The 7,400-nt window shown below is 56.5% G+C and carries 8 protein-coding genes and 1 pseudogene; 3 read left to right on the forward strand and 6 right to left on the reverse strand.

Going from position 1 to position 7,400, the window contains the following annotated elements; genetic code table 11:
• Window positions 1-174: 174 nt before the first annotated feature.
• Window positions 175-621 (forward strand): metallophosphoesterase family protein, encoded by a 447-nt coding sequence (locus H7848_RS19220; protein ID WP_208354554.1) that lies wholly within the window; start codon window positions 175-177, stop codon window positions 619-621.
• A 27-nt stretch (window positions 622-648) separates the two neighbouring features.
• Here the strand turns inward: H7848_RS19220 and H7848_RS19225 are convergent, their stop codons facing one another.
• From H7848_RS19225 to cysG, 6 genes are all read right to left on the reverse strand, one after another.
• Window positions 649-1,467 (reverse strand): ferredoxin--NADP reductase, encoded by an 819-nt coding sequence (locus H7848_RS19225; RefSeq protein WP_208354555.1) that lies wholly within the window; start codon window positions 1,465-1,467, stop codon window positions 649-651.
• A 65-nt stretch (window positions 1,468-1,532) separates the two neighbouring features.
• Window positions 1,533-1,961, reverse strand: coding sequence for a DUF934 domain-containing protein (locus H7848_RS19230; RefSeq protein ID WP_208354556.1), 429 nt, complete (start codon window positions 1,959-1,961; stop codon window positions 1,533-1,535).
• Window positions 1,962-2,237: 276 nt separating this feature from the next.
• Window positions 2,238-2,984: a phosphoadenylyl-sulfate reductase gene (locus H7848_RS19235; protein ID WP_208354557.1), complete on the reverse strand. Its 747-nt coding sequence runs from the start codon at window positions 2,982-2,984 to the stop codon at window positions 2,238-2,240.
• Window positions 2,974-4,638, reverse strand: coding sequence for a nitrite/sulfite reductase (locus tag H7848_RS19240; protein WP_208354558.1), 1,665 nt, complete (start codon window positions 4,636-4,638; stop codon window positions 2,974-2,976). The genes H7848_RS19235 and H7848_RS19240 overlap by 11 nt, the downstream gene beginning before the upstream one ends.
• Entirely contained in the window at window positions 4,631-4,942 is a 312-nt protein-coding gene (locus tag H7848_RS19245; RefSeq protein ID WP_174138755.1) for a DUF2849 domain-containing protein, read from the reverse strand. The genes H7848_RS19240 and H7848_RS19245 overlap by 8 nt, the downstream gene beginning before the upstream one ends.
• Window positions 4,939-6,339, reverse strand: coding sequence for a siroheme synthase CysG (gene cysG, locus H7848_RS19250; protein WP_208354560.1), 1,401 nt, complete (start codon window positions 6,337-6,339; stop codon window positions 4,939-4,941). Before cysG ends, H7848_RS19245 begins: the two co-directional genes overlap by 4 nt.
• 140 nt (window positions 6,340-6,479) lie before the next feature.
• On the opposite strand from cysG, the gene H7848_RS19255 reads away from it, so the two are divergent.
• Window positions 6,480-6,941, forward strand: coding sequence for an Lrp/AsnC family transcriptional regulator (locus H7848_RS19255; protein ID WP_208354562.1), 462 nt, complete (start codon window positions 6,480-6,482; stop codon window positions 6,939-6,941).
• A gap of 356 nt (window positions 6,942-7,297) precedes the next feature.
• A pseudogene (locus H7848_RS19260) lies at window positions 7,298-7,400 on the forward strand (IS5/IS1182 family transposase); the annotation flags it as partial.

A 7,400-nucleotide genomic window follows, 5' to 3' on the forward strand; every position in this document is an offset into this window, starting at 1 on the left:
CGAGACGCCGCCGAACGCACGATAGAGGCAACATGGCGCAGGATCGGTAAGCTGCTCGACCGCTTCACCCCGCAGGAATGTGCGAGCTCGACCGCTTCACCCCGCAGGAATGTGCGAATTACCTTGTCAACTCAGGATACGCTTCAACCTGATCTCATCTTGCTCTAGCAGGGGATGGCGACGGACAATCGGCAGATCTGGCAAACCTGGCTTGCGAATGGCGGGCAGGAAACTCTGGTGTCTATGGGCATATCGTTGCGCTTTGGGGAATATGATCCTGAACGACTTCATGCGGCCCTTGGTAACGAAAGGGTTTCGTGGCTGAAATCATTGCCACTGTCGCGTGTAGTCGGCCCATACTTGTTTGTTCACGCCGGCATAGCACCCGGCGTACCCTTGGACGCACAGCACCCTAAGGACATGCTTTGGATAAGGTCACGTTTTCTGGACAGCGACACAGATCACGGAAAGATCGTGGTGCATGGGCACACACCTGAAGAAGAACCCATCGTCAGGTCTAATCGCATTTGCATCGATACTGGGGCGTTCTTTACGGGTGTCTTGACCGCTGCTGTATTGGACGGCACTAATGCTCCGATATTCCTGCGTGCTGTAAACTGACTTCAGAAGCTGTTAAAGTTGCATATCTTAACCGACGAACGCCTTTTCGACGACATATTCGGCAGGGTCCGAATTGGCGCCTTCGCGCAGGCCAAAACTTTCCAGAATTTCCTTAAGGTCGGTATTCAGGCCCATTGATCCGCAGACCATCGCGCGGTCGGTGTCCGGGTTGATGCCGTCGATGCCAAGGTCTTTGAACACTGTGCCGTCTTTCAGCAATGTCGTGATGCGGCCCATCTTTGGGCTCTGCTCGCGGGTCGTGGTGGGATAGTATTTCAGCTTGTCCCCTACCAATTCACCGATCAGTGGATCATCGGGCAGGCTTTCGACCAGTCGGCGACCGTATTCCAGTTCAGCCACATCACGACAGGTATGTGTGATGATGACCTCATCGTATTGCTCGTAGGTTTCGGGATCGCGCAGAAGCGAGGCAAAAGGTGCAAAGCCTGTGCCGGTGGCAAAGAACCAGATGCGTTTGCCAGGCAGCAATGCGTCATGCACCAGTGTGCCCACGGGTTTGGGGCGCAGGATGATCTGATCGCCCGGTTGGATATGCTGCAGTTTACTGGTCAGCGGGCCGTCCTGCACTTTGATCGAATAGAACTCAAGCTCATCATCCCAACTGGGTGAGGCGATCGAGTAGGCGCGCAACAGCGGCTTGCCGTTGTCGCCCACCAGGCCGATCATCACAAACTCGCCCGACCGAAAGCGCAGCGACTGTGGCCGCGTCGTGCGGAACGAAAACAGGCGGTCGGTGAAATGTTCGACTGCGGTGACGGTTTGTGCGTCAGGCAGCATGGGGGTTTTGATCGGCGTTGCGTCGGTCACGGGTTTTAACTCGGTCATGGTCAATATGGGGGTAATCCCCATCCTCTTTACGGATTCTTCGATGTGTGTGAAAGGCGGAAAATCTACGCAGGCAAGGCGCGCAGCCGCGACTGATAGTCATGGGCCTGCCAATTGGCACGGGCCAGCCACTGGTCTTCGGGTTGACGCGCGGCCAGATCGTCTGAGATTTCGACCTCATCAAACCCCGACCGGCGCGCCATGGCGTATTGATCGGCCAGCACATGCCCCACCGCACGCAACCGCCCGGCAAAACCCAGGTGGCGCAGGGCCGCAGCTATGGAAAAGCCACGCCCATCGGCGAAACTGGGGAAATGGACGCGGATCATGTCGATATCATCCAATCGGTCACGCAGGGCATCCAGACTTGAGCTGGGTTGCAAATCGACGGCCAGCGCGGGCGAGGGGTCATTGGCGCACAGATTCTCTATCGCGATGAAATCATGCACCCAATCGTCGGGCTGAAATCCGGTGTCTGTTACGATGACGTTCATCGCAGTGTCCTCTTTGAATAGTCAGTTCTGTTTTCGGTATTGGTTGCGCGAACGCGAATGGGCTGTCGGCTCAAGTGCTCGAAAAGCGGATGTAGATTACTAAGGCTGCAAAAAATATCGCCAAAGCCAGAATGATCCCAAAGCCGCCGAACAAATTCTCCAAAACGGCCGTTAGCAGCATTCCCGGTATTGTAGACCAAACGAAGAATTTGCTCACTTGTTGTGTTTCTCGACTTTGTTTCTGTGAGTCTAATATCAAAGTTGTTTTGATGCATTTCAACCAACCACCGTTTTGCTGCGAACAACCTTGCCGTTCACAAAATGAATGCCGCATTCCTCTTTATCCTGATCGCGCCAGCGCCCGGCGCGGGGGTCTTCGCCTGTACGAACCGGCGAGGTGCAGGGCGCGCAGCCGATCGACGGATAGCCCTTGGCCACCAGCGGATGGCGGGGCAGGCGGTTTTCGTCGATGTAGTCGCGCAGGTCTTCGGGCGTCCAATGGGCCAGCGGGTTGATCTTGATACGGGCTTCGTTCTCGACCTCAAAGAAATCAATCGATGCACGTGCACCCGCCTGATACCGCTTGCGCCCCGTGATCCAGGCATCAAAACCTTCCAGCGCGTTTTGCAGCGGAACGGTTTTGCGCAGATGGCAACAGGCATCAGGATCATGCAGATGCAGCAGGCCTTCGTTATCGTGCAGAAACACCTGGTCCCGCGCGGGTGTGATGATGTGCACGTCGGTCAGGCCAAGCCGTTCGGACAGTTCCTGCTGATACACCAGTGTCTCGGTAAACAGCATTTCGGTGTCGATGAACAGTACAGGCGTCGTGCGATCCATGATCGAGATCAGGTGCAGCAGCACAACGGACTCGGCGCCGAAAGACGATACAAGCGCCGTGCGTCCCACTTGCGGATCGGCCAACGCATGTTCCAGTACGGCGGTTGCACCGTGATGACGATAACGGCGGTTCAGATCGTCCACGCGAACGCTGACCGGTTCTAAGGGGGCTTCAAGCGGCATTTGCTTTCGCCTCGGGGTAAAGGGCGGATTTAAAGGGCTGGGCCCCAAGCCGCCGATAGGTTTGCAGAAAAGTTTCATCCCGGGTTGTGCGCAGATCGAGGTAGGCATGGACCAGACGTTCGATCGCGGGCACGATGTCTTCGGCGCTAAATCCGGGTCCCGCACGTTCACCTATCGCCGCGGTTTCCGTGCCGTCGCCGCCCAGAGTGATCTGATAATTCTCAACTCCTGCACGGTCCAGACCAAGGATGCCGATATGGCCCACATGGTGGTGTCCACAGGCATTGATGCAACCCGAGATTTTGATCTTCAACGGCCCAATGTCGTGTTCCAACTTCAGCTCATCGAAACGCTCTGCGATTTCCTGCGCAATCGGGATCGACCGCGCCGTTGCCAGCGCGCAGTAATCCATACCGGGGCAGGCGATGATATCGCTGATCAGCCCGATGTTGGCCGTCGCCAGACCTGCATCCCGCAAGACGGCGTAAAGCTCGGGCAGATCGGATCTATGCACATGTGGCAGGATCACGTTCTGTTCATGGCTGATGCGTATTTCGTCATGTCCGAACCATTCTGCCAGATCGGCCATGACACGCATCTGATGGGCCGTGGCATCGCCGGGCGTCGCGCCATGGGCTTTTAGCGATATCGACACAATCGCGTATCCATCGGCCTTATGCGGCGTCAGGTTGGTGTCGGCCCAAGCGCGGAAGGCGGGATTGGCGGTGCGCGCTGCCTCATAGCCCTCAGTATCGGCCTGTTTGAAGGCGGGCGGCTGAAAGTGCTTTTCGATCTGGGTCAGCGCCTGCATGTCAAAGCCCATAAAATCGGCGCGGGTGTGTTCGAATTCGGCCTCAACCAGATCGCGGATGGTCTCAAGCCCGTTTTCATGAACCGTGATCTTGATGCGCGCCTTATACTTGTTATCGCGGCGGCCCAGGCGGTTATAGACCCGCAGGATCGCCTCGACATAAGGCAGCAGATCGGCTTTGGGCAGGAAATCCCGAATGACCTTGCCGACCATCGGCGTGCGTCCAAGGCCGCCGCCCACGATGACCTCAAAGCCCGGTTGACCATCCTGTTCGACCATCCGCAGACCAATGTCATGGGCTTTCGTCACAGCGCGATCATTCGAGCTGCCGGTGATGGCGATCTTGAATTTGCGGGGCAGGAACTGGAATTCGGGATGATCGGTCGACCATTGCCGCAGCAGTTCGGCGATGGGGCGGGGGTCTTCGATTTCATCCTGCGCAGCACCCGCGAAATGGTCCGAGGTCACATTTCGCACCGTATTTCCGCTTGTCTGGATCGCATGCATGCCCACATCGGCCAGCGCATCCAGCATATCGGGCACGTCGCGCAGTTTGGGCCAATTGTACTGGACGTTTTGCCGCGTGGTGAAATGGCCATAGCCCTTGTCCCACCGTTCAGCAATCATCGCCAGCTGCCGCATCTGGCGGCTGTTCAACGTGCCATAGGGGATCGCCACGCGCAGCATATAGGCGTGCAGTTGCAGATAAAGCCCGTTCATCAGGCGCAGTGGCTTGAACTCATCCTCGGTCAGCGATCCGTCGATACGGCGTTCGACCTGGGCGCGGAACTGCGCCGTGCGTTCGCGAAGAAAAGCGTCGTCGAAGTCGTTGTATTTATACATTTTCTGCCTGCTTCTCTTGTTTGCCGTGGGCATAGTTGGACGGGCCGCGCGTGCGGAAGGTCTCGCGGAAATGCGTGGGTTCTGGGCCGTCATCGCCCAGGGCCGCATCCGCCAGATAGGCGCCGACAACCACATCGGGCTGCTGTTCGGCATGCAGAAGGCGGATCTGGGCGTGGGCCTCATCCTCGATGAACTCAGCCTGTTTCATGTCACGCACCCACCGGTCATCGGCGGCCAGATAAATCACATCCCCTTCCAGCAGGTCATTGGCGGTGACGACTTTCGGTGTGAACTTGCGGCTCATAACGCGACCTCTTGGGGTTGAATGGGTGCGGCGACAGATTGGGCGGCGCGGGGGGCAAGGCCGTAAAAGACCAGGGCGGGACCTTTCATGTCGGCCTTGGTGATGGCATCGGCGAAATCGGAAAGTTGAGCCGTTACAACACGTTGTTCGGGACGAGACGCGTTTTCGATCACCGTCACAGGCGTGGCCGGGTCGGCACCATGCATCAGCAGCCGCCCCTGAATAAAGCGGGATGATTTTTTGCCCATATAGATCGCGGCGACTTCACCTGTACGGGCCAGGGCGCGCCAGTCGTGTTCGGCAAAGCCTTTCATGTCATGGCCAGTCAGAAACCGGACCGAGGCATTGCGGTCGCGTTTCGTCAGGCTTTGCCCGATGCCCGCGACAGCGGCTGAGGCCGCAGTGATGCCGGGCACGATACGCCAGCTGATGTCGGCGGCCCGGCAGGCGTCGATTTCCTCGTCCAGACGCCCGAATACGGTCGGGTCACCGGATTTCAACCGCACCACATGGGCGCCGTTTTGAGCATGTTGAACAAGCAAGTCGTTGATTTCATTCTGGGAAACCGACCGCCCAAAGCCTTCTTTCCCGACGTCGATCATTGTGGCCTCACGCCGGGCCAGTTCCAGAATTTCTGCCGAAACAAGGCGGTCATAGATCACGACATCAGCTTCATCCAGCGCTTTGCGGGCCTTTAGCGTCAGCAGATCAGGGTCGCCGGGACCGGCACCGACCAGATCAACATGGCCTTCTTTTTCCCCTGCATTCAGGTGCTGATCCAGCAAAGCCTCCAGGGCGGGTCGAACGGATTTTATCCCTTTTTCTTCAATTGCTTGGGGGCCGGTTTTGAAATAGAACTCGGACCAGAAATCACGACGTTTACGACCCATGGGCAGGGCCTCAACCGCTGAACGGAATAGCTTGCCGATGCGGGCCAGGGTGCCAAGCGTCGCAGGCAAGCGTTCTTCCAGATCGCGTTTGATGGCGCGGGCCAGCACGGGGGCCGCGCCTTCGGTTCCAATGGCGACGGTGACGGGGTCGCGGTCGACGATGGCGGGAGTGATAAACTGGCTATCTATCAGATTATCAACGATATTTACGATGGCACCATCGGCGCGGGCCAGGGCGGCGGTGCGGGCATCTTCGGCGTCGTCTTCGTTGGCTCCATAGAACAAAACAGCACAGAGCGCATCGCCGGGAACCATGGCGCGGGGAACCAGACGCAGCTTTCCCTCAGTGGCCCAGCTTGCGATCTCTGGCGCAAATTCTTCTGCAAAAACAGTAAGATGGGCCTCTGTCTTCAGCAGAAGACGCAGCTTGGCCAGGGCGGCATCGCCGCCGCCTGAGACGACAACGCGGCGGCCGGCCAGGGCCATAAAGATCGGAAAGTGTTGCATTGGATTACTCTTGTCACTGTTCTTACGTCTAATATAGGATATTTTCCCAATTTAATGCTATATTCGCTTGTAAATAAGGATGATTATTCTTATGAATTTCCTTATAGGTACGATTTTTCCTGAATAGCGAGAAAAACAGAATGGATATCCGGATAGACGACACAGATCGGAAAATCATGGCGGCGCTGCAGCGCGATGCGGGGCGGTCCCTGGACGAAATCGCGCGCGAAGTGGGGTCATCGAAGACGCCCGTATGGAATCGCATCCGCAAACTGCGCGACGCGGGTGTGATCGGGCCGCAAACAGTGGTGCTGGACGCGGAAGCCCTTGGTTTTGAAGCCTGTTTTTTCGTTCTGATCCGCACGTCCGAGCACGAGGCCGAGTGGCAAAAGAAGTTTCTGCACGCCCTGCAAACCCGCCCCGAGGTGCAGGAAGCGCACCGTCTGGCGGGCGACATCGACTATATCTTAAAAGTCCGTGTCAAGAACGCACGGGCCTATGATGCTTTCTATCAGGCGCTGATTTCCGAGGTGCGGGTGTACAACGTAACAGCCCTGCTTTCGATGGAGGAGATCAAGTCGACCACCGCCTTGCCGCTATAAATAAGTATATGATCTATATAGATAAATCAGCGTCTTCGAGGGTGCGGTGGGGAAATGTGCATTTTGCACATTTATGCTGATTTCGTCCAGAATAAATGTGTAAATTGCACATTTTTATTCACTTGCAGGACCGTACCGGATTGTGGCAACGCAACAAAGCTACCTGCCTGTTTGGTAGACGGACACAAAAATCCAGCTTTGCCCATCCAAAATTCGCAACTTTGCAACTAGACTTCGCAAATTCGCAACCCGGTTAAGATTTGGGTAAGAAAGGTTGGATGTTGGCTGTGAGCCCAAATTGACTTTGGTGAAGGTTGAGGTGCCCCTAGCTTTGTAGACGTTTTGCTTGGTAATTTTGGAAGTGCTGGAGTGATAAGGGCATCTTCGCACAGATGATGATGGGATTGGCGGCCGATCATGGCGAGGAGAAAACCGTGATGATTGACGCCACTTACCTCA

It is taken from the genome of Pseudaestuariivita rosea (genome assembly GCF_017592335.1).
GTDB classification, from domain to species: Bacteria; Pseudomonadota; Alphaproteobacteria; order Rhodobacterales; family Rhodobacteraceae; genus Parasulfitobacter; species Parasulfitobacter rosea.

What these genes read in the sequence shown, in the direction of transcription:
- H7848_RS19225 (WP_208354555.1), bottom strand. Translation starts at nt 1,467, where the DNA reads ATGACCGAGTTAAAACCCGTGACCGACGCAACGCCGATCAAAACCCCC.
- cysG (WP_208354560.1), bottom strand. Translation starts at nt 6,339, where the DNA reads ATGCAACACTTTCCGATCTTTATGGCCCTGGCCGGCCGCCGCGTTGTC.
- H7848_RS19220 (WP_208354554.1), top strand. Translation starts at nt 175, where the DNA reads ATGGCGACGGACAATCGGCAGATCTGGCAAACCTGGCTTGCGAATGGC.
- H7848_RS19255 (WP_208354562.1), top strand. Translation starts at nt 6,480, where the DNA reads ATGGATATCCGGATAGACGACACAGATCGGAAAATCATGGCGGCGCTG.
- H7848_RS19235 (WP_208354557.1), bottom strand. Translation starts at nt 2,984, where the DNA reads ATGCCGCTTGAAGCCCCCTTAGAACCGGTCAGCGTTCGCGTGGACGAT.
- H7848_RS19245 (WP_174138755.1), bottom strand. Translation starts at nt 4,942, where the DNA reads ATGAGCCGCAAGTTCACACCGAAAGTCGTCACCGCCAATGACCTGCTG.
- H7848_RS19240 (WP_208354558.1), bottom strand. Translation starts at nt 4,638, where the DNA reads ATGTATAAATACAACGACTTCGACGACGCTTTTCTTCGCGAACGCACG.
- H7848_RS19230 (WP_208354556.1), bottom strand. Translation starts at nt 1,961, where the DNA reads ATGAACGTCATCGTAACAGACACCGGATTTCAGCCCGACGATTGGGTG.